Origin of the sequence: Anabaena subtropica FACHB-260, from assembly GCF_014697105.1 — a bacterium.
Classification (GTDB): Bacteria; Cyanobacteriota; Cyanobacteriia; order Cyanobacteriales; family Nostocaceae; genus Trichormus; species Trichormus subtropicus.
In genome coordinates, this window is record NZ_JACJRF010000014.1 from 104,304 (window position 1) to 125,654 (window position 21,351).

General features: G+C 41.6%; 21 protein-coding genes and 1 tRNA gene. 12 read left to right on the forward strand and 10 right to left on the reverse strand.

Annotation, left to right across the window (positions count from 1 at the left end; translation table 11 throughout):
• Positions 1-143: 143 nt before the first annotated feature.
• A complete protein-coding gene (locus tag H6G18_RS10815) occupies positions 144-1,100 on the forward strand; it encodes a heme o synthase (RefSeq protein WP_190407105.1) in 957 nt (318 codons plus the stop codon).
• On the opposite strand, the gene H6G18_RS25010 is transcribed toward H6G18_RS10815, so the two are convergent.
• Positions 1,059-1,190, reverse strand: a complete 132-nt coding sequence (locus tag H6G18_RS25010) for a hypothetical protein (protein ID WP_277875580.1) — start codon at positions 1,188-1,190, stop codon at positions 1,059-1,061. The genes H6G18_RS10815 and H6G18_RS25010 overlap by 42 nt on opposite strands.
• A gap of 66 nt (positions 1,191-1,256) precedes the next feature.
• Here H6G18_RS25010 and H6G18_RS10820 point away from each other — a divergent pair, with 66 nt between their 5' ends.
• Positions 1,257-2,324 (forward strand): DNA-methyltransferase, encoded by a 1,068-nt coding sequence (locus tag H6G18_RS10820; RefSeq protein ID WP_190407106.1) that lies wholly within the window; start codon positions 1,257-1,259, stop codon positions 2,322-2,324.
• The gene (locus H6G18_RS10825; protein ID WP_190407107.1) at positions 2,321-3,208 is read left to right on the forward strand and encodes a NotI family restriction endonuclease; all 888 of its coding nucleotides are present in this window, start codon (positions 2,321-2,323) and stop codon (positions 3,206-3,208) included. Before H6G18_RS10820 ends, H6G18_RS10825 begins: the two co-directional genes overlap by 4 nt.
• 58 nt (positions 3,209-3,266) lie before the next feature.
• Here the strand turns inward: H6G18_RS10825 and H6G18_RS10830 are convergent, their stop codons facing one another.
• Positions 3,267-4,070: a CPBP family intramembrane glutamic endopeptidase gene (locus H6G18_RS10830; RefSeq protein WP_190407108.1), complete on the reverse strand. Its 804-nt coding sequence runs from the start codon at positions 4,068-4,070 to the stop codon at positions 3,267-3,269.
• Between the two features lie 248 nt (positions 4,071-4,318).
• Positions 4,319-4,753, reverse strand: a complete 435-nt coding sequence (locus H6G18_RS10835; RefSeq protein ID WP_190407109.1) for an AbrB family transcriptional regulator — start codon at positions 4,751-4,753, stop codon at positions 4,319-4,321.
• A 1,704-nt stretch (positions 4,754-6,457) separates the two neighbouring features.
• Between H6G18_RS10835 and H6G18_RS10840 the strand changes: the two genes are divergently transcribed.
• The gene (locus tag H6G18_RS10840) at positions 6,458-7,465 is read left to right on the forward strand and encodes a succinate dehydrogenase/fumarate reductase iron-sulfur subunit (RefSeq protein WP_190407110.1); all 1,008 of its coding nucleotides are present in this window, start codon (positions 6,458-6,460) and stop codon (positions 7,463-7,465) included.
• Between the two features lie 59 nt (positions 7,466-7,524).
• Here the strand turns inward: H6G18_RS10840 and H6G18_RS10845 are convergent, their stop codons facing one another.
• From H6G18_RS10845 to psbX, 4 genes are all read right to left on the reverse strand, one after another.
• The gene (locus H6G18_RS10845; protein ID WP_190407111.1) at positions 7,525-8,043 is read right to left on the reverse strand and encodes a TolB family protein; all 519 of its coding nucleotides are present in this window, start codon (positions 8,041-8,043) and stop codon (positions 7,525-7,527) included.
• A 91-nt stretch (positions 8,044-8,134) separates the two neighbouring features.
• Positions 8,135-8,695, reverse strand: coding sequence for a TolB family protein (locus H6G18_RS10850; protein ID WP_190407112.1), 561 nt, complete (start codon positions 8,693-8,695; stop codon positions 8,135-8,137).
• Positions 8,696-8,749: 54 nt separating this feature from the next.
• On the reverse strand, positions 8,750-9,658 hold the full coding sequence (locus H6G18_RS10855; protein WP_190407113.1) for a Ycf66 family protein: 909 nt from the start codon (positions 9,656-9,658) through the stop codon (positions 8,750-8,752).
• Positions 9,659-9,910: 252 nt separating this feature from the next.
• Positions 9,911-10,030: a photosystem II reaction center X protein gene (psbX, locus tag H6G18_RS10860; protein WP_010995115.1), complete on the reverse strand. Its 120-nt coding sequence runs from the start codon at positions 10,028-10,030 to the stop codon at positions 9,911-9,913.
• A gap of 275 nt (positions 10,031-10,305) precedes the next feature.
• On the opposite strand from psbX, the gene H6G18_RS10865 reads away from it, so the two are divergent.
• Positions 10,306-10,599 carry a YggT family protein gene (locus H6G18_RS10865; protein WP_190407114.1) on the forward strand — a complete coding sequence of 98 codons (294 nt, stop codon included), beginning with the start codon at positions 10,306-10,308 and terminating at the stop codon, positions 10,597-10,599.
• A 275-nt stretch (positions 10,600-10,874) separates the two neighbouring features.
• On the opposite strand, the gene accC is transcribed toward H6G18_RS10865, so the two are convergent.
• Positions 10,875-12,218 (reverse strand): acetyl-CoA carboxylase biotin carboxylase subunit, encoded by a 1,344-nt coding sequence (accC, locus tag H6G18_RS10870; protein WP_190407115.1) that lies wholly within the window; start codon positions 12,216-12,218, stop codon positions 10,875-10,877.
• A gap of 438 nt (positions 12,219-12,656) precedes the next feature.
• On the opposite strand from accC, the gene H6G18_RS10875 reads away from it, so the two are divergent.
• The 6 genes from H6G18_RS10875 (at position 12,657) to H6G18_RS10900 (ending at position 18,967) form a co-directional block, all read left to right on the forward strand.
• A tRNA-Leu gene (locus H6G18_RS10875) sits at positions 12,657-12,737 on the forward strand.
• A 198-nt stretch (positions 12,738-12,935) separates the two neighbouring features.
• Entirely contained in the window at positions 12,936-13,565 is a 630-nt protein-coding gene (locus H6G18_RS10880; RefSeq protein WP_190407116.1) for a chorismate lyase, read from the forward strand.
• A 325-nt stretch (positions 13,566-13,890) separates the two neighbouring features.
• Positions 13,891-15,633 carry a DUF3352 domain-containing protein gene (locus tag H6G18_RS10885; RefSeq protein ID WP_190407117.1) on the forward strand — a complete coding sequence of 581 codons (1,743 nt, stop codon included), beginning with the start codon at positions 13,891-13,893 and terminating at the stop codon, positions 15,631-15,633.
• Between the two features lie 167 nt (positions 15,634-15,800).
• Complete coding sequence (gene ccsB, locus H6G18_RS10890; RefSeq protein WP_190407118.1) at positions 15,801-16,856, forward strand: c-type cytochrome biogenesis protein CcsB; 1,056 nt, start codon at positions 15,801-15,803, stop codon at positions 16,854-16,856.
• A 241-nt stretch (positions 16,857-17,097) separates the two neighbouring features.
• Positions 17,098-17,409, forward strand: a complete 312-nt coding sequence (locus tag H6G18_RS10895; protein ID WP_190407119.1) for a KGK domain-containing protein — start codon at positions 17,098-17,100, stop codon at positions 17,407-17,409.
• A 124-nt stretch (positions 17,410-17,533) separates the two neighbouring features.
• Entirely contained in the window at positions 17,534-18,967 is a 1,434-nt protein-coding gene (locus H6G18_RS10900) for a DNA cytosine methyltransferase (protein ID WP_190407120.1), read from the forward strand.
• A 3-nt stretch (positions 18,968-18,970) separates the two neighbouring features.
• On the opposite strand, the gene H6G18_RS10905 is transcribed toward H6G18_RS10900, so the two are convergent.
• Together H6G18_RS10905 and H6G18_RS25015 are read right to left on the reverse strand one after the other, a co-directional pair.
• A complete protein-coding gene (locus tag H6G18_RS10905; protein WP_190407121.1) occupies positions 18,971-19,660 on the reverse strand; it encodes a SinI family restriction endonuclease in 690 nt (229 codons plus the stop codon).
• 184 nt (positions 19,661-19,844) lie between these two features.
• Positions 19,845-20,009 carry an HNH endonuclease signature motif containing protein gene (locus tag H6G18_RS25015; protein ID WP_313954432.1) on the reverse strand — a complete coding sequence of 55 codons (165 nt, stop codon included), beginning with the start codon at positions 20,007-20,009 and terminating at the stop codon, positions 19,845-19,847.
• Positions 20,010-20,117: 108 nt separating this feature from the next.
• Here H6G18_RS25015 and H6G18_RS10920 point away from each other — a divergent pair, with 108 nt between their 5' ends.
• Positions 20,118-21,017: a P63C domain-containing protein gene (locus tag H6G18_RS10920; RefSeq protein WP_190407122.1), complete on the forward strand. Its 900-nt coding sequence runs from the start codon at positions 20,118-20,120 to the stop codon at positions 21,015-21,017.
• Positions 21,018-21,351 lie beyond the last annotated feature (334 nt).

Consider the following 21,351-nt stretch of genomic DNA (forward strand, 5'->3'; position numbering starts at 1 on the left):
ATTGGGAAAAGATTCTAATTCCCTCATCCTCCTCATCCTCCTTAATATTCCTCATCCCCTTCATCTCCCCACATACTCTTACGCAACACGGTATCAACTGGGGCTGCAATTAAGTTGTTGAAAAATAAGGAATTAAACTCAAAATGATTGAGACTAATGTCTCTCGTCGCCACCACGAAAGTTTTCTCCAGGTAATTCAAAGCTATTACCAGCTAACTAAACCCCGTATTATCCCGTTGTTGTTAATTACTACGGCTGGAAGTATGTGGATTGCAGCTAAGGGACAAGTAGACCCTGTGCTATTGTTAGTCACTATGGCTGGTGGTACTTTGGCCGCTGCCAGCGCCCAGACAATTAATTGCATTTATGACCGGGATATTGACTATGACATGGAACGGACACGCCATCGTCCCATGCCATCCGGTAAGGTACAAGTGCGTGATGCGCTAATTTTTGCGATCGCTCTAGCTGTACTTTCTTTTACCCTACTAACAGTATTCGCCAATCTCCTAGCTGCTTCACTAGCGTTATCTGGTATTATTTTTTACGTTTTAATCTACACCCATTGGTTGAAACGTCATAGCACCCAAAATATTGTGATCGGTGGCGCGGCTGGGGCAATTCCTGCTTTAGTTGGTTGGGCAGCCGTCACAGGTACATTAAGCTGGAGTGCATGGTTAATTTTCGCCATCGTCTTTTTGTGGACACCACCCCATTTCTGGGCACTGGCTTTGATGATTCGTGATGACTATGCCAAAGTTGGTATCCCCATGCTCCCTGTAGTTGAAGGTAATGCCGCAACAGTCAAGCAAATTTGGTATTACACACTAATTACAGTCGCCGCTACTCTATTACTGGTTTATCCTCTGCACTCTAGTGGTATCGTTTATGCAGCGATCGCTTTATCTCTAGGAGCCTTGTTTATCCGCAAATCCTGGCGCTTATTGCATAACCCAGATGATCGCCCCACGGCTAGAGAATTGTTCCTCTATTCCATCTCTTACATGATGCTGTTATGCCTGGGAATGGTAGTAGATAGCCTCCCCATCACCCATCATCTAGTCAACGCTGCTATTAGTCAGTTGCATCTCATTAGTTAAAACATGGATGATTAAGCGATCGCGCTGGTAGTATGTAGTGGCGCGATCGCATTTTTCAATATTTAAAAAACTATATTTGCTAGTCAGCATCAGCCAATGCCAAAGCAATTCCCTTAAATTCAAGTAAAGTTATGAAAGTAGTTGCTAGGCATCTCAATGGTTGTAAGAAGCGAACTTCTAGAAAAAATGGGTAAGGTTAAAGACTATCTCACCTCATCAGATCCTATGCCTCTGTTTTTAGAAGCTGATACTTGTACGCTTTTAAAGCTATTTCCTGATAATTGCATCGATTGTGTAATAACATCTCCACCTTACTGGGGACACAGAGCTTATGCTAATGGAGGAATTGGGCTGGAAGAAAAATGGGAAGAATATACTAGAAAACTGCTTGGAATATTTTTTGAGATAAAGCGAATCCTAAAACCTGGCGGATCTTTTTGGCTCAATATCGGGGATGCTTATCAAAATAAATCTCTGATTGGTATCCCTTGGCGAATTGCTCTTGAGATGACTGATAATCAAGGTTGGATTCTTCGCAATAGTGTTGTTTGGAATAAGGTAAAAGGCGCACCTGATAATGCAAAAGATAAACTCCGAAACATATATGAGCCTGTTTTTCATTTTGTAAAAACAGATCGCTATTTCTATAATGTTGATGCAATTCGCTCAAAGCCAAGACAAGCTAAGGTTGTCAATGGTTCGGTAGTTTCTGCGACAGGTGTTTCTGGTGTACGTTATCGACGAAAAATTGAATTATCCACAGTACTTAATGATACAGAACGAACAAATGCACTTAAGGCTCTTGATGGAATATTAGAAGAAGTACGGGTAGGTAAAATATCTGACTTTCGTATGATCATTCGAGGAGAGCAACGAACAACACATTCGGACTCAGTGAAAGTTTCTGGACGAGCGCGTGAACTTGCTGAACGTGGTTTTTATTTTCTTAAATACCATCCGAATGGCAGTAAGCCTAGCGATGTTTGGGATATCTTACCAGAAGACACTCAAAAGCGAAAACTTCACTTTGCACCTTATCCTGAGGATCTCTGTAAAATTCCGATTCTTGCTACCTGTCCACAATCAGGTGTTGTGCTAGATCCGTTTATGGGTACAGGCACAACAAACTTAGTTGCTTGCCAACTACAACGAAAATCGATTGGAATTGATGTTTCAGGCGAGTACATCACTATTGCTCGTGAAAGGTGTGGCTTATTCTCATGACAAAAGTTATTGAATTATATGGAAATCCTACAAATTATTCACTCACTTGGAGCGAGATCGCCTCTAGTCAAAATTGTCCTTTTCTAGCCCGTAAATGCCTCAAAAATCGGAAGAGTGAGCCAGATATTACTATTGGTACCTGCACGGTATCTTATGGTAGAGAAACCCGAAATATTATTATTTGTCCGTTTCGGCTTCTTGAGCGTAGCCAGATATTTATTGACTGTATTCATCTGTTGACATTGCACGAACCAGGTAATGAACTTCGGATTGTTCCTGAAATTTCAGTACCCGGAGGCAGCATAGATTATTGTCTTGCTTCTGTACGCGCTGGAAAAGTTATTGACTTTGTTGGCATTGAGATGCAAACCCTTGATACGACTGGCACAGTGTGGCCAGAGCGGCAACGTTTTCTTCAAAATCACGGTATTGCCGTAAAAGATGCGGATGTTACATCGGAAAAGGGTTTTGGTATGAATTGGAAGATGACAGCAAAGACAATCTTGATGCAACTCCACCACAAAATTCATACCTTTGAATATCTCAGTAAACATCTTGTTTTAGTAGCTCAAGATTGCCTTATTGATTATATGCAAGGGGCGTTTTCTTTTGAGCATATTCAGGATGCTCGCCTTGGAAACCCTATGCACTTTCACTCTTACACATTGCTTACCGAAGCTTCAGGTTATCGCCTTCAGCTTACACAAAGATGGAGTACAGACGCGAATGGAATTGCATTGTGTCTTGGTTTACAGACCAGCCCAAGAGTAGAATTAGAGGCAATGCTGCGACAAATTGAAGATAAATTACCACAAAGCACTTTATTATCTGTTGGGCAACCTTTACCTGTTTCTACTCATGAAGACGTTGCTGATGACAGCTAAAAATTTTTAAGTGAAATTATATTGACTTAAACGCTATACAAACTATAAGTTTCCTGCCTCATAACACAGAAAATAACCAGAGTATTAAGCTAGTTCCCAAAACACATAGAATTCCTGCCACCCCAGCTAGGGGTTTTTTATTTTTCCCAGTCCACCATTCGGAGACTTTACCTGTGTAAGTAACTAGTTGGGCTGTATCTATGGTAGCGATCGCCCAGACTAAAGCTGAATGTAATCCCCAGGCTATACCTAAATTACCGCGATCGCTTATCCTTGCCAACACCAGCATCATTCCTAGTAACCACAGTCCCGGTAATTGTGGCAATGTTTCCTTTTGTTCCCAGATTAAATGTAAAACGGCAAAAATTAAGCTAGAAATTATCCCTGCTGTCCATACTGGGTAGTCTCTTTCTAATTCCGTCAACAGGAAACCACGAAAAACTAATTCTTCAATCCCTCCCACCAAAACAGCTATCAATAAGATTGGTAAAGAAATAGATGCTAATTGCTTGATATTTAACTCTTGAAAATTGCACCAACCAAGCCAAAATTGACAGCTAAATAAAGTAGCTATACTTAACACTCCTAAACCAAAACCTAGTGTGAAGGAACTCAATATGGCAAAATTACTAGCAATCCCATAATTAACAAAAGAACCATTAGTTAACCAAATCACTCCCCAGAGAACCAGAGGCGCTAATAAGTAGAGTGATACCATCAATGGTAGTTTCTGCTCTGGCTGCAACGGTTTTATAGGTTGCCAATTGAGTAATTTTAGTGATATCGCTGCAATTGGCAACCAACAACCTAACCAGATCAAAAAAAACGCCATCACAACAACTATGGCTGAGGCATCTTTCATAAATGCCAGCAGATTGTTGATGGATGGCGTCAGGAAACTTATCAAATTCAACACAAAAATCACGATGAACTACTTGCAGAATAAATTTGTAGCTTATTAATCAAGCCTCTACTAAGAGTAGTCACTTCTGCAAGGACTTAACCGTATTTTTGAGTTAGATAAAATTATTTAATCAGGGATACCAGTTTGTTATGGTACTAGGGATACGTTAAAAGTCATCACTTTCACGCATCTCTAACCCAGGGAATTTACTCCTCATCTTCCAAATCTTCATCAGATTCGTCAATATCTAAATCTGGAGAAAGCTTTTTATCACTTTCACCGAGTTGAATCAAGTGAATGTGCTTGTATCCCAGTCTAATTTCAAATTCATCACCAGGTTTTAGTCCCATTGCTTTGGTGTAGGTAGCACCAATGACAATTTGACCATTTTGATGAACACTAACCCGATATGTCGGTTCACGACCACGACCATCTTTTGGTGCTTCTGGACTTAGAGGAATCCCTCTAGCCGACAGCAAAGCATCATAAAAATCCGTGAGATTGACCCGGACTTGGTTATTTTTAGTAACGGTATAGTAACCGCACTGTTTAGCTCTTTCTCTTCGTGGTAGATTAGAAAGTTCTTTTACCTTAGCTAGCAGTGCTTTTCCAGTTAAAGGCGCGGTTGCAGTTTCAGTCATTACGCTCAAATTTTCCTTACTCTCTCCAAACTGATAAATTATGTCGTCTCATGCCAGTATTCGACTTTTTAGCATCTGCAAAAAGCTACTGGAGACTTTAAAAGTCAAGGGTGAATTCCTGCTGATATTAGCCTCAAATCCCTCTATTATGTTTAACCACAACAGATTAGGAGGTCACGAGTTTCACAGGCAATAATTTCAGTGATTTTACGGCACTTTTAACCATGATTCGCCATCGGAAATGCAATTTTTTTCTTTTTTGGTACTACTACAGTGGTGTAACTTTGCGCCACCTTAACAAATCTTGTAGGTTCTACTACAAATTAGTCGTAGACCAAAAAAATTGCAGGTTCTCCACTTTTAGTGGTTGCCTTTGTTGCTATTGAGTTGTAAGGTTTTCCCTCCGTTTCCTCTTCAGCTTCAGACAGCATGATATTTGAATAAGGTCTGGACATACACCCTTTTTTGCTGTGTCCTGCTTGTAGAGACAAGAAATTTCATATCTCTACGTTACGAAGAAACTGAGCAGTAGTAGCAGCAGTTATACAGCTGTTAATTCTGGTTTTGTGACTTCGTAATTTTATATTAAATACTAGCATGGACTAATAATAGCAAAATAGTTGTTTATTTTTAAATATAACTTGCAGATAAATTTTAAGCTAAAACCCCAAGCTTATGAAAACAAAAAGCAGAGACGATTTTATTGGGGCTTTATGAGCTAGAGTGATTATTGCACTATGGCTTTTATAAAAATTAATCTAAATTTAGATGAGCGGTTTTGAGGAGTGAGTTATATCCTGAGATTTACTTGATTGAGAGGAGACAAAAAGCCAGGAGGATGAAAAATCTCAAGTCCTAGTTGATTCTCACCAGACAAAATCTATTGTGTTTTCTGTACGTCTGTCTATGGGAAGAATAATTCTTTTTATATCCGTCCAGCACTTTCTTGCCATCACTAGATGTTTATTATCAGCTTTAACGCTTCTATACAAATAAAAAATTAACGTTTAGTGACTGTGATGAAAATAGGGGGAGTGGGGAGTAGAGAGTGGAGAAAAGAAATTTTTCTGCTTTGTTGTACGAGCTAATCAAATGGGTAGGTTGTCTGAAAAGAGGTGAGACAGTAGAGGCTAGGGAAGAAATATTTTGACCCTTCGTTGTGTATGAAGCGCATAAATGAATGAGTTCAAAATACTGGGTGATGGCTACTAGTACTTGGCAAAAGTCAATAAATCAGCAATGTAAACTTTAGCCTATTCTCGTATACACATTTCAGAATGGCTATTTTAAGTTAAGATTTTTTTGACCAACGCTCTTGCAGATGTTGACATCAGGATTTATCAAGAACGATTGCAGCCTTAAGTTAGGATATTTTTCCTATAAAGCCAATGAAGCTCAAGTTCATTTGCTGTAAAACTTACCTCACTGATTCTGTCAAATCAGTAAATTCAATCAGAAGCATACAATTAAATTTTTTTGCATTCAGGCTGTGAGAAACCCACAAATCTCATCTACGACGCTGCGGCAATTAAAATTTTAATGGTTATGCTGGAACTAGAATCATTCACTCTTGGACTAACTGGTTTTCAATACTAGGCTGGAAATTAAGAGTAACAAGAGTATAGCTCAATTTTTTGCACCCACTAGCCTTGGCTCAAGATTTTCGAGGTTGGTGAGATAATTTTAAGACTTTGGTTGGTAGCAATGGAAATTCTATTTAAAATCATTCGACAACAACAAAATTCTGCCCCTATTGTGCAGAATTACCTTGTAGAGACAGACTCTAGTAATACAATCTTGGATTGTCTCAATCGTATTAAGTGGGAGCAAGATGGAACACTAGCATTTCGCAAAAATTGCCGTAACACTATTTGTGGTAGCTGTGCCATGCGAATTAATGGTCGTTCAGCTTTAGCTTGTAAGGAAAATATTGGCAGTGAACTTGCTAGATTACAGAAAATATCATTCTCAGCAAATCAAGCAAATACCATTCCAGAAATCACGATCGCTCCTTTAGGCAATATGCCTGTAATTAAGGATCTAGTCGTAGATATGAGCAGTTTCTGGAATAATTTGGAGGCAGTAGCACCCTATGTAAGTACAGCAGCACGCCAAGTACCAGAACGAGAATTTTTACAAACACCCCAAGAACGATCGCTCCTCGATCAAACTGGTAACTGTATCATGTGCGGTGCTTGCTACTCAGAATGCAACGCTCGTGAAGTCAACCACGATTTCGTCGGCCCCCACGCCTTAGCGAAAGCCTACCGCATGGTTGCAGACTCCCGCGATACCGACACAGCCCAACGCTTGGAAAGTTACAACGAAGGCACTAAAGGTGTTTGGGGTTGTACCCGTTGTCTTTACTGTGATTCAGTCTGCCCAATGGAAGTAGCCCCATTAGAGCAAATCAGCAAAATTAAACAAGAACTCCTCACCCAAAAACAGGCCAGCGATAGCCGTTCAATTCGCCACCGCAAAGTCTTGGTAGAACTAGTCAAAGAAGGCGGTTGGATTGATGAGCGAAAATTTGGTTTACAAGTCGTCGGTAACTATTTTAAAGACCTCAGAGGATTACTCAGCCTTGCACCCTTAGGTTTGCGGATGATTGCCAAAGGTAAATTCCCCCTATCGTTTGAACCATCCGAGGGAACAGCACAAGTGCGATCGCTCATTGAATCAGTACAACAGCACCAGGAGAGTAGGAAGTAGGCAATCAGAGGGAGAAATAAAGAAACTTCCCTTTTCCCTCTGCCTCTTTGCTCCTGATTTCATCGCGGATCTTGCGGCACATTCACAGGTTGCCCAGAACGGTTATAAACTAAAATATCCCATTGCCCATTATTACTAGACTCAAAAGCGATCGCACTACCATCAGCGCTAATAGTAGGGTTGCGGACTTCTGCTTGTAGATTATTTGTCAAACTGCGTGATTGCCGTGTTTCTCGGTCATAGAGAAAAATAGCCGATCGTCCTTGACGACTAGCCGCAAACACCACATAACGACCATCCTCCGAAGCACTAGGATGAGAGGCGATCGTATCTAAAGCATTTAACCCAGGCAAATCTACCAAATTTCGTGTCAGAGTATCAAACATATATACATCCTGACTACCCCGGCGATCGCTTGTAAACACAATATATCTCCCCGAAATCTGGGGATTAACTTCAGAAGAAAGACTATTAATGCTCCTTCCCCCCGGATCAAAGGGATAACTCACCAACCGGGGATAGCCAAAACATCCACTCAACAAGCTTGTAAAAGCAAATATAAAAATGCGTTTGGTCATTAGTCATTAATCAATAGTCAACATTTCTCTTCTCCTCCTGCCCCCTGCTCCCTGCTCCCCTGCTTCTACTTTCCCTGCCCCACTCCCCACCCTACTGCGACGGATTTACTGTAGCCCCATTGGGAATATCTAACTCAATATTTGGCCCCCTGTCTAGGACTTCGATGTCCCAGTGACCACGGGCGGCGGTTTCAAAGACAATATAACGTCCATCTGGACTTATACCTGGATTTCGCACCCAACCGCGATAGGTGGGTGTAACGATTTGTGATTGTTGGATAGCGCGATCGTAAAGTGCCACGACTGGTCTACCTTGGTCGCTCGTAATGTAAACAATGTAGCGCCCGGTATAACTCAAACTAGGACTTTCAGTAATTGTCTCTGGTCGGTTTAATCCTGGTGTACGAATAAAACTTTGTTGTTGTAAATCGTACACAAGTAACTGATGAACACTATTACGGTTAGAAATAAATGCCAAAAAGCGACCATTACCACTCAAGGCTGGTTGCTCTTCTGTGTAGCGACTATTGAGGGAAGTAGGCCCAAGGGGGATATCACCGGAGCCACAAGAGCCAAGCAAACTCGCCAAGCCAAAAACTAGGCTCCAATGAATTGGTCTTTGGAGCCAAAACTGAGAAGTAAATTTTTTCACCTCAGATATTTACTGGTTTCCGTCGCCTATAAGCTTACATCTATCCACAGTGCTTTAGATATCATCAAAATTTGTCGGGCTACCTAAATCTTCATCTGACTGATCTATTGGTTTATACGGTACGTAGTCAGTTGGGATAGCTTCATCATCTTGACGTTCTCTACGGGAAGTACCTGTATCAGCAGGTGGACGACGCTTTCTCGGTCTAGGTGGCACATCCTCATCTACTTCGGGGCGGGGAGTGTTATTACCCCGGCGAGAAGATTTTCTCACTTCATCACCAGAACTTTCCCAATCATCAACTTGCCTAGAAGAAGAAGAACCCCAATCCTCTTGTTCGTAACTTTCCGAAGTCCGGTTCGTTGGGCGATTAGTAGGGCGGCGGCGTGGTCTGTCTGTTGGTTCCTGTCTGTCAGTAGTGTTACGGCGTTCCTTACGAGGTGGCTGCTCCTCATAATAGTTATCACGAGAGGAACGTTCATCTCGACCTGGACGAATTCTGGCACGTACAGGACGCTCTTCCTCTTCTTCCTCTTCATAAGGTAGAGGAGCATACTCGTCTTCTACCTCAGCCTCATATTTTCGTCTGTTATAAGAGTAATTTTTGCTGACTGGTCGTTCATCATCGACAATCGGAGTATTCCGTTTAGCTTGTTGGGTAGCTATACTCCGCAGACGAATACTTTCAACCGCAAAAAATACAGTTGTCCCAACTAAAAGCAGCTGACCAAATTGCAAAATCGGGTCTAACCGCCATCCTTGGAAAATTAGGATGAAGCCGCACAGTAAACCCACGGCTGCAAAAAAGATATCCTGATCTCTTGACAGTTCTGGACGCACAGTACGGAGAAAATACAGCGCTGCCCCAGCCACAGCCAGGAAAATTCCTATAATACTGGCTGAGTTCGTTCCAAAATTTACCTGAGCCAGAACACTGGCTGAGTTCAGCCCAAAATTTAGCATTGTTCTTTTCCCAATATCAAATCTATGTTAACGAGTCACACTTAAAATCACTACTCTAAACAATCACAATATAATATTGAAGCTTCAAAGCATCTGACAAAGAAGCTCTGAAGCTATTTACCAAAAGCTAAAAAAGCTTGAGTCTGCCAGCTAAGTATACCTTGCTTCCAGTAGCAGGGATTTTTGCCTGTGATGGAATGAAGGCTACTGACAGACACACAATGGAGAGAGTAGAAATAACTCCCCCAAACACTATGAACGCTGGATTTTATCTTTTTGGCTGATGAAAATCAAACCAACAGTAGCAGGGATAACGACAATCAAAGTACCCCAAGCCAGACTCCAAAGAAAATTTGATAAAGAAGGCGTCATGGATCTAAACCTTTTTTTACACTCTTCATCATAATTCTAATGGTGTATTACATCCTTGAGAAGTCATTAGTCATGAGTCCATAGAGATTCCTTTCTGGTTTGTGCGTTCACCCGACTACAATTATTTAGATCCACCTGCATAATTGCTTTTTGCTGCCCAATAATTAAGTGTCAGCATTTAGTTAGAATTAAAGAGAAATTACTTTACAAAGCTTAAAGTTTTTTAGCTTCTGGTTGCAGTTTTTTGTAAATCCACAAAATAGTAGCTTAGATCAATGACTGGTGTTAACCTGACCGTTTGGATTCTCGGCCCTGTGTTGGGAGTGATGACATTTCTGTTTATTTTCCGTATCATTCTCACCTGGTATCCGCAAGTCGATCTAAACCGATTACCTTTTAATTTAATCGCCTGGCCGACTGAACCTTTTCTCATTCCCATGCGAAAAGTCGTATCACCTATTGGCGGCGTTGACATCACCCCAATTATTTGGGTTGCCATCTTCAGTCTGCTACGAGAAATCCTCTTAGGTCAGCAAGGATTGCTGACGATGATGTCTCGTGTAAGTTAGGACATAGGGACTTTTTAACCCGAACTGACATTAGATAAGTTTTCAGAACGATCGCCCAATCATGAACAGAAACAGAAGCGGCGATCGCAAAATCATGAACAAATTCAGAGATCACTATTGATAACGTTCCGGTTGAGCGACGGCTCTCGACTCAGGGTATTTGTCAGTCTGCTCTAGCCGAATTGATCTCAAGACGATTCGGCTATTAAAGACGCGATATATCGCGTCTCTACATCTAAACCAACCTGAGTTCGGGATCAGAAATAACCAATCTCCTAAAGTTTCATTTCCTGCACAAAATTGGTGTAGACATTACCCTGCAAGAATTGAGGATTTTCCATGATTTTTTGGTGAAATGCAATGGTTGTGGGTAATCCAGTAATGGCACACTCTCTGAGAGCGCGTTTCATGCGGTTAATAGCTGTTGCACGATCGGGGCCCCAAACGATTAATTTGCCGATAAGAGAGTCGTAGTAGGGAGGAATTTGGTAATCGGTGTAAACGTGGGAATCAATCCGTACACCAGGGCCACCAGGGGGAAGATAACCACTAATCCGTCCGGGGGCTGGACGGAAATCATGGTCTGGGTCTTCGGCGTTAATGCGACATTCGATCGCATGACCGCTTAAAACTACTTGGTCTTGAGTCAGCCTCAGTCTTTCCCCTTGGGCAATTCTAATTTGTTCAACTACTAAGTCAACTCCAGTAACCATCTCAGTTACAGGATGTTCGACTTGAATCCGGGTATTCATCTCCATAAAGTAAAACTCACCGGATCTATCTAACAGAAACTCGATAGTACCTGCCCCAGTGTAGTTAATGAACTGGGCAGCTTTGACGGCAGCTTCTCCCATTTTCTCCCGCAGGTCTGAGTCGAGGGCTGGGCTGGGGGCTTCTTCCAGTAACTTTTGGTTACGGCGTTGAATTGAGCAATCCCGTTCACCTAAGTGAATAACGTTGCCGTAATTATCTGCCAAAATTTGAAACTCAATGTGGCGTGGACGTTCAATAAATTTTTCGATGTAAACCCCTGCGTTTCCAAAGGCTGCACCCGCCTCACCTTGAGCTGCTAAGAAAAGTTTGACAAATTCATCAGGCGATCGCACCAGTCGCATACCCCGGCCACCACCGCCAGCAGTGGCTTTGATCATCACTGGGTAGCCGATATCTTTCGCCAAGGCCAATCCTTCTTGTTCCGTCTCTACTAACCCATCACTACCAGGTACTGTGGGTACACCAGCTTTTTGCATGGTTTCCTTAGCTGTGGATTTATCACCCATTAAGCGGATAGCTTCAGGGGTGGGGCCGATAAAGGCAATGTGATGGTCAGCACAGATTTCCGCAAACTTGGCATTTTCAGCCAAAAAGCCATACCCAGGATGGATAGCACTGGCATTGCGCGTCAAAGCCGCAGCAATAATGTTGGGAATATTCAAATAACTTTTAGCGCTAGCTGGTTCGCCAATACAAACCGCTTCGTCAGCAAGTTGGACATGAAGAGCATTTCGGTCAACAGTCGAGTGAACTGCGATCGTCGCAATCCCCATTTCTTCACAGGCGCGGAGAATGCGAAGCGCTATTTCTCCCCGATTGGCAATTAATATTTTGTCAAACTTCATTTTCTAGTTTTCGATATCAGTATCAGTACCAGTAGATAGAAATTGTCTCCCATCCAAATTTGCTTTTAGCGCGTTGGCGTAGCCCGCCTTAGGCATCGCTTCATCTCAAATTATGACAGGAGATACCCCAGGCTCATCTTTAATAAATTGCAGGAAATGGACTAACCAACAAGATTGGTCATAGAGGTTAAGATGTGAGGGTTTGAGGGTGTCAGGGTGCGAGGGTGTAAGAAAAATAAAAATACCCATACCCCTATATCCCTTCTAATATCCCTTCTAATATCACTTGTGGCATTACTACATTTCTGTCAGCCTGGTATCCTCCTTCGGGAAATTTGTACATCTGCCAAATTAAATTTTCCGTAAAGTTTGGCAAATATAGTTTTACATTGTTTTGTTCCTATTTTTTGTGCTATTATGTCTTCTTGTACAACTAACGCGGATGTGGCGGAATTGGTATACGCGCACGCTTGAGGTGCGTGTGGCTTTGCCTTGCGAGTTCGAGTCTCGCCATCCGCATTTTCATCTAAATATAGTTACAAGTCAAAGGTCAGCAGTCAAAACCATTTGTTTTTTGACTGCTGACCTTTTAAGGTAATAGGGAGTGGGGAGTGGAGGAACAGGAGGAGAGTAACTATTGACCAATGACCAATGACCAATGACCAATGACCAATTTTTTATGCTTTTATAGAAATAGGTGAACTTTTGTAAAGAACATTGACTGCCACTTTTACTCCAACCAACAACTCAACACTGCCAACCGGATGGCATCGCCTCACTCCAATTTGGCAAGGTGGGGAGGAAGTAATCAAACATAGTTTGCCTCACACTCAGCTGGCTCCAGCTTGGCAACTGCTACTTTTAGGCGATGGCTCACCCACAAGGCACTTAGAATTGCTCACAGGTGAACCGACAGAAGTTGATGTCATTGATATGTCATTAATTGGACTAGATTTGGATAGTGCGCCGGATTTAATCCAATCTGTTCCAGGGCCGAGACTGCGCCGACAGGTGTGGCTACGTACTCCATCTGGTCAGCGATTGGCTTATGCAACCTCATGGTGGGAAGCTAGCCATGTAGATGAGTATTTGGAAAACCGTTCATTACCAATTTGGGCAAGTCTAGCTCGTCTTCGCACAGAGTTGTATCGGGATGTGCGGGGAATTTATTATGGAGATTCTGATGCTTTACAATCAGGGTTTGGAGTTGATGGGCCTTTTTGGGGCCGCCATTACCTATTTTGGCATCATGGGCAACCTTTAACCTTGATTTATGAAGTTTTTTCGCCTTACTTAACCAAGTACTTAGGGTCGATGCAACTCAATTCTAGCAATGGCAACGTATAAAAACTTGTGCCATTGCTTGAGAATTTTGAGTTCCTAGATTTAAAATTTAATTAAAATTCAATACAATATATGATTTGTATCTGTCTACATACATTAAAAGTAAAGCAAGATACTTAGCTCTGACGCACAAAAATTTCCTGTTGAAACTGGGTTTAAAGAGGTAAGGCTTCCGTAGTGAGCGTCAGCCGAACGGGTGGAAGTGTGTAAGAGTTTTGCTTACTTACACCCTCACCCCTCATACCGCTACACCCTCAGGGCAAACCCTTGATTCTTCATGTCACTGCATAAGTCCTAGTTAATTTGCAAGTAAGAGGTGTAGGGTTTAATGACACCGCCTATTTTGTCTGTTCCCATGAAAAAAAGAAAGAAACCGTCTTTAGCACTGACACTTTCAGCCGTCGGGTTGTTAGTTGGTGGTGGTGCAGGAGCATACTGGTTATTTAGCCAGAGACAACCATTCTCTAGAAATTTGTTAGTAGGTGCAAATATTATTCCACAAGATGCCTTATTTGCAGTTTCTCTCAGCACAGATCCCAAACAATGGCAGAAATTACAGGAATTTGGCACAAAAGAAAGCCAAACTATAGTTAATCAAAATTTACTACAATTACGCGATCGCTTTCTAACTAATCAAGGTTATGACTTCGAGCAAGATATTCAACCTTGGGTAGGAGATGAAGTGACCCTAGCAGTTTTAGCCCCTCAAGTAAGTAAATCTGCAACTAAACCAGTATCGACCAATGAAGATGTCGTAAGTAATCAACAGTCGATGGTTATGGTTTTACCAGTGAGAAACCCACAAAAAGCCAAAAGCATTTTAGCTCAACCAAAAACCAACAATCAAGCTAAGTGGAGTGAAAGCACCTATCAGGGAATCACTATCAAACAAAGTGAGGGACAAACTGGAGAAAATTTCTCAGCAGCTTTAATAGATGAGCGTTTCCTCGTTATTACAGATAATCTTAAAGTCACAGAAAAAACTATTGACGCTTATAAAAGTAAGACAACTTTGGCAACAACGGGAGGTTTTACAGAAAATTTCCCAAAAATATCTAGTTATCAACCATTAGCTCAGTTTTATGTCAATGTCCCTAACGCTGCTAAAATAGCAGCTGTGGCTCCCAATCGCCGTTTACCAGCACAAGTTTTAGCCCAACTGCAAAATAACCAAGGTTTAGCCGGAACTGTAACCCTAGAGCCAGAAGGGATACGCATCAAAGGGGTTTCTTGGCTTAATCCTCGCAGCCAACGTGTATTGACAGTAACAAACAAAGCTGGAAATATGCAAAATCGTATGCCAGCAGAAACCATCATGATGCTGTCTGGGGGAGATTTACAACGCCTATGGAGTGACTACGTTTTAACATCCCAAGGTAATCCCCTAGCACCTGTGACACCAGAACAACTGCGGAATGGGGTGAAATCACTAACTACTCTTGATTTAGAAAGAGATTTACTCAAGTGGATGAGAGGAGAGTTTGCGATATCCTTAATTCAAGGAACTCCCAAGCCAGGTTCACTGGAAGATTTTCGTGCTGCTTTGGTGTTGATGATCCAAGCAAGTGATACCGCCAATGGACAAAACCGACGCAAACTAGCTGAAGCATCCATCAAACAGCTAGATGATGTGATGAAAAATCAATATCAATTCCAGATTCAACCTGCAACAGTTGCAGGTAAACCCGTAGTGAACTGGATTAGCCCTTATGGAACTCTTACCGCTACCCACGGTTGGTTAGACGGAGATATTGCTTTCCTAGCAATAGGCGCGCCCATCACCGATAAAATTGTTCCCAAACCCAACAACACACTCGCCAATAGTTTGGCTTTTCAACAAACAGTCCCAGCAGAACCCAATCCTACAAATGGGCAATTTTACTTGGATGTAGAACAAACAGTCAAAAACTTTCCCCTGCCAAGACTGATACCTAAGCAAAAAACATTGTTAGCTGCAACGCGTTCCATTGGTGTGACAACTGCCGTTAGCGACGATCGCAGCACCCGCTATGATATTTTTCTGACACTGAAAAAAGCTGATAATTCTGCTGCTTTACCTAGTTCCAAATGAGGGGCATAGAGGAGGAGATAATAGGTTTCATCATCAATGGCAGATACCTAATTTCTATAAATTCCCCATTTTGAATTTTGAATTTTGAATTTTGAACTCACCAGAGCAGATAGGATCAGAAAAGTCAGAATAAATAATTTTCAAAAGTCCATTGCGGAGAACACCTTATGAATCTGGTTTTACTCCAGAACTGGTTGGATAATGCCTCCTTTGCCGTATTGTTCCTCACGATGCTGCTTTATTGGATGGGGGCGGCGTTTCCTAATTTGCCAGCCATCAATGCCTTGGGAACAGCTGGGATGGCGATCGCTAATTTGTCCATAGCTACCCTGCTAGGCGCACGCTGGATAGAAGCTGGATATTTTCCTCTAAGTAATTTGTATGAATCCTTGTTTTTCCTCACTTGGGGAATTACCACGGTTCATTTAATTGCTGAAAATTCTAGTCGTAGCCGTTTGGTAGGCGTGTTTACTACCCCTGTGGCTATGGGGATCGTAGCCTTTGCTACATTAACACTGCCATCTGATATGCAGGTATCAGAACCTCTAGTACCTGCACTCAAATCAAACTGGCTGATGATGCACGTCAGCGTCATGATGTTGAGTTATTCAGCCTTGATGGTGGGTGCATTACTGGCGATCGCTTTTCTGGTCGTCACTCGTGGTAACAACATACAATTACAAGGTAGTTCTGTCGGTAACGGTGGCTATCGCACCAACGGCTACCGCTTAATGAAAGCAGGTGAACTAATTTCTCAACCAGCAACACCACCATTAGAAAATAATGGTTTTGCTCGTTTGGAAAGCCAAAATAACGGCAACGGTAACACAGCCGTATTAAACTTAGCTACTACCACTCCAGCCCCAGCTTTAATTCCTACCGAAACCCTTTCACCCCAGCGCCTCAGCCTTGCTGAAACTTTAGACAACATCAGCTACCGCATCATCGGTTTAGGATTTCCTCTGTTGACAATCGGCATTATTGCAGGTGCGGTTTGGGCTAACGAAGCTTGGGGTTCTTACTGGAGTTGGGACCCAAAAGAAACTTGGGCGTTGATTACTTGGTTAGTATTCGCCGCCTACCTCCACGCCAGAATTACTCGCGGTTGGCAAGGTCGTCGTCCAGCAATTTTAGCTGCTAGTGGCTTTGTTGTCGTCTGGATTTGTTATCTAGGTGTAAATCTTTTGGGTAAAGGTTTACATTCCTATGGTTGGTTTTTTTAAACAACCTATTTGCAATTCTCCTCTCCGAAAACGGAGAGGAGAACAATACAATTCGTAATTCGTGAGGCAAAACTTTGCAAGTCTCCTCTTAGCTTTGTTAAAAATAATATCTAATCTAATAAAATAATTGAGTATAAATATTTATATTAGCTGTCGCTAAATCTACAAAATCATAATTTTATTGCGGATGAACCCACACAACCGTGGAAAGAAACTATAGATTTAGCGACAGGAGTTTCTTATGGGAGATGGATTTGAGAGACTAAACCATGATGAAGTTGTATCTATAGAACCGGATACATTTAATAAATTAGATATTGCTAAAACTTTTAAAGTTCGTGATTTGATTACGGCGATTAAAGAATATATTGGAGCAGATGGCACAGCTGAAGCAAATTTGTATACTCAAGGTATAAATTGCGAAGTCTTAAAATTTACTGCTCAAGGATGGAAAAAAGGAAAAGTGAGACTCGCCTTAGAATTTTATCCTGATGAACCGGAATCACCACTAGAAGAAATTAGTGAAAAATTAGCAAACTTTGATATTTTATGATGGGTGGGTGGCTCACAGGTGTAGGTTTATACTCTTTTATTCCCTGGTCATTTTTAACGGTGGCTCGTTGACATAGCCACTTGATAAATGCTAATTGTGGTATCGCAAAAGTTTCGTTAGCGAAATGAAATCCAATCCCTATTTGTCCACAAAAGAAGCAGCTTTAAGAATAGGTATTTCTGAGCAAAGAGTTCGTACTCTATTGCGTAGTGGTGATATAAAGGGACAGCAAGTAGGGAAAGTATGGGTTTTGGAGCCAGAGGCAGTTGAAAATTACCTCAACCGAACCAAAGAGAATTATCCTGTAGACAGGACAACCAAGGAAAATCATCACCAAGCAGTCAAAGCCATCTCTTTTTTCTCAGGAGCTATGGGGCTTGATCTTGGTTTAGAGAAAGCAGGTATCGAAATCCTCCTTGCGTGTGAGGTGGATAAGTATTGTCGACAGACAATAGTTGCAAACAAGCCAGATATTGCACTTTTGGGGGATATAGCGTCTTACAGCGCTCAGGACATCTTAGACCATGCCAATCTAGCAAAAGAAGATGTAGACATTATGTTAGGTGGACCTCCCTGCCAAGCTTTTTCTACAGCAGGGGCAAGGCGTGGTTTCAAAGACGAGAGGGGCAATATATTCCTGAAATACATTGAACTTATTTTACAAATACGCCCAAAATATGCTGTCATCGAGAATGTAAGAGGACTCCTTTCAGCTCCGTTGCTGCACCGCCCTCACTCAGAAAGGGGGAAAGACAATGCTCCTTTATCCAGCGAAGAAATGCCAGGTGGTGCCTTGAAATATATTGTGGATGAACTTCGTAAAGGGGGATACAGTATCAGTTTCAACTTATATAACACGGCAAATTATGGCGTTCCCCAAATTAGGGAAAGAGTAGTCATGATCTGTCATCGCGGAAAGGACAAGGTTCCTTATTTATGCCCCACACATTCAGAAATGGGTGATTTTGGATTTGATAGATGGAGAACCCTGCGTCAGTCTATTACAGACCTGGATCAAAGTGACGCGGAGTATATTGAGTTCCCCGAAGGAAGGTTAAAGTATTACAGAATGTTGAAAGAAGGGCAGTATTGGAAACATCTGCCTGAGGAATTGCAAAAAGAGGCATTAGGGAAATCCTATTACTCAGGTGGAGGAAAAACTGGTTTCCTTAGGCGTTTGTCTTGGGATAGGCCAAGCTGCACCCTAGTGACATCCCCTGCCATGCCAGCAACTGATATCTGTCACCCGGAATATCTTCGCCCATTAAGTATTCAGGAATATAAACGCATCCAGCAGTTTCCAGATAGTTGGGTCGTATGTGGTTCCCTCATGGCTCAATATCGGCAAATAGGAAATGCCGTGCCTGTTGGTTTTGGAGAAGCAATCGGCAAAGCGATTCTTGCACACATGAGTGACAAGATAGAACACCCGCCTTTGAACTTTCCGTTTTCACGCTACAAAGGCAACGATGATGTGTCATGGGAGGCTAAAATCACAAAATCCCTAGAAGAAGAAAAACCAGTCCAGGGTTCACCTTTTACGGTATGTGCTGTATAAGAGCTAGGCTTTGATAGCTCTTAAGGCAGAAAGGTATTTTTCCACATACAATTTGAAGCCTTTTTCTGAAAGATTCTCTTTCCCTTCCAATGAGGGGAATTTATCCCAATTATCTCCCTTTTTTTTAGAAAAAGTACGGAACCATTTTTTAATTGGGGTGCCATGACGTATGGCGGCCGAAGAAGAATTTTCAGTATTATCCCTGTTTTTTACTTGCAGTGATTGCCAGACATTTTCGCTATCACAATATATAAAATCAACTGCTCTAACCATAGAACCTGAACACCAGATCCATCCATGCGGCTCGATGACTTCTGCAATATACCTTTCTAACAAATCCCCCACAATGTTTTCAGCCCCCATCGATAGGCGGTGCCATTCTTCGGCTTTTTCCAGTTCCTCAGACGGAACTTCAAAATACTTGTTCAGGATGACGCTTACCATTTCATCCGGGATTGTACTAGGTGGCAAAGGTGTTCTTGGGTCACGACCTTTTTTGAAATTTGTTGCACTGGCGATAATATATTCTTCCGTCCCTACGATTGACCTCTCCTTACCTTTTAACGCCGAGGCCGCATCAGGGTTATCGGTAAGGAATCGTATAACAATTGTAAATTTCTCGCTAAGTGATGGATCAACACTATCCATCGCCTTTTTTGCAATCTCTGCTGCATTTTGTATAAATTTCGACATCGTTCCCTAGAAGGATTAAATGTTTCAGTTTTATAACATAAATTAATATGCTTCCCAATAAAGGGGTCTTTGTAGTCAGCTTCCCAAATAGGCAACACTGTGGTCGGGTAGCAGGACTATATCGTCATAATCCCACCCCCTCAGAACCGGACATGGGCTTTACAACGTATCCGGCTCAAGCAATTCATAAACGACAAATTGTTCCAGAATGTATTTGTTGATGGCAGTACAGATGTACGAGTTTTAGGTTGCCGTAATTGTCACCACCACCCTGAGTTTTTGGCTTTTTATGATGAAGATGTAACTCCTCACCATTTAATAGGTATTGAGCCGACATACCTATAGGCATTTGTGGTTACATCAACTATAATAGGTCATGTGACTTACTATCAGTCACATCAATATAAAACTGAAATGAACTACATTTATTCAACTATTAATCTTAATAAGCATGATTATGGCAGAAGAACTAAGTCAGTACCCTGAAGTTTTTGAGGCTACACACAGAGGATATTTGGAACTAGCTGGCACTACAATTCCGTGTGCTGTACTGAAGAATAGCAAGCGAATTATTTCTCAGACTGGGATTTTTACAGCATTTGAAAGGCCAAGAAAAGGGGAGAAACGCCAAGAAGGTCTACCGTCAATAATAGGAGCGAAAAATTTACTCCCTTATGTAACTGATGAATTAAAGGAAACTTGCAGAGCGATTCATTACTTTCATTCAAACGGAAAAATTTCTGTAGGTTACGATGCTATTTTGATTCCTTTAATATGCAACTTATATTTAGATGCTGACGAAGCAGACCCTAGAATGCTTGTTTCATCACAAGAAAAGCTTGTTTATCGGGCAAGAATTCTTGTACGTGCCTTAGCAAAAGTAGGGATAACAGCACTGATTGATGAAGCAACTGGCTATCAGTATGACAGAGAAATAAATGCACTACAAAAGTTACTAGCTGCATATATAGCTGAGGAATTTTTACCTTGGACTTCACGTTTTCCCAAGCAATACTACCAAGAAATTTTTAGGTTATATGGTTGGGAATATGACCCACTTTCTCTTGCTCGTACCCCTTTTATAGGAAAGTTTACAAATGATTATGTATACAATGAAATGTCATCAGAAGTTCTAGAAGAACTTAAAAAGGTCAACCCAATCATAGAAAGTGGTAAACGAAGACGGAAACACCATCAACACCTTACCCAAGAGATAGGAATTCCTCATCTACAGCAGCACTTAACAAAATTAATAACCGTAATGCAGCTTTCGGACGGTATTGAAGATTTTAAAGACAACTTTCAAAGGGTATTCAGAAAAATAAACCAACTTAAGTTGAATTTAGATGAACAGTAAAACTACAGCAATTCTCATAATGAGAATTGCTGTAGTTTTACACTAAATTTCCTCTTAAACAGATGGGTCAGATGGTTCTGAATATTTCTTTATGTACTATGGATTTGACAACTTTTGTAATGAAGCAGGCATTAGAAACTGTTCGTTATATTGAGCTTGAGGCTTGGTCATTTCAAGTCTTTGGTCAGTCCATGCTCTCAAAAAGGAAAACTGCCTTTTCGACCTTATACCAGTTTAATATGAAGGTGCATATAATAGAGGAAACAAACTCGATAAATTAAAATAACCATGAGCCGCACTTTTAAGATTGAAATCGCAGAGAGCGAAGAAGAAC